The organism is Methylobacterium sp. WL103 (genome assembly GCF_008039885.1).
GTDB lineage: Bacteria > Pseudomonadota > Alphaproteobacteria > Rhizobiales > Beijerinckiaceae > Methylobacterium > Methylobacterium cerastii.
The window spans coordinates 1-246 of record NZ_VRUX01001325.1; the positions used below are offsets into that span (position 1 = coordinate 1).

Annotated in this window: 1 pseudogene; it reads right to left on the bottom strand. The window is 66.3% G+C overall.

Going from position 1 to position 246, the window contains the following annotated elements:
- Positions 1-246: pseudogene (locus FV222_RS29200) on the bottom strand (IS3 family transposase); the annotation flags it as partial.

Sequence of the window (246 nt, forward strand, 5' to 3'; positions counted from 1 at the left end):
CTCGGCCAACGCCACGAGATCGGCTGTCAGCGCCTCTTCATCATCGCGGCCCCGCGGCACCTTGCGCTGTGTCGAGCGATGCTGACCGAGCGCCCGACAGGCACGGCGCTCGGAGATGTTCATCGTCCGCATGATGTGCTCGACACAGGCGCGTCGGCGCGCGGGGCTCGAGACGTCTTCCCCGGGACGCCTCCTGCAAGATCAGCTTGTCCAGCGTCAAATCGGCGATGGCTTTTCGAAGCCGAG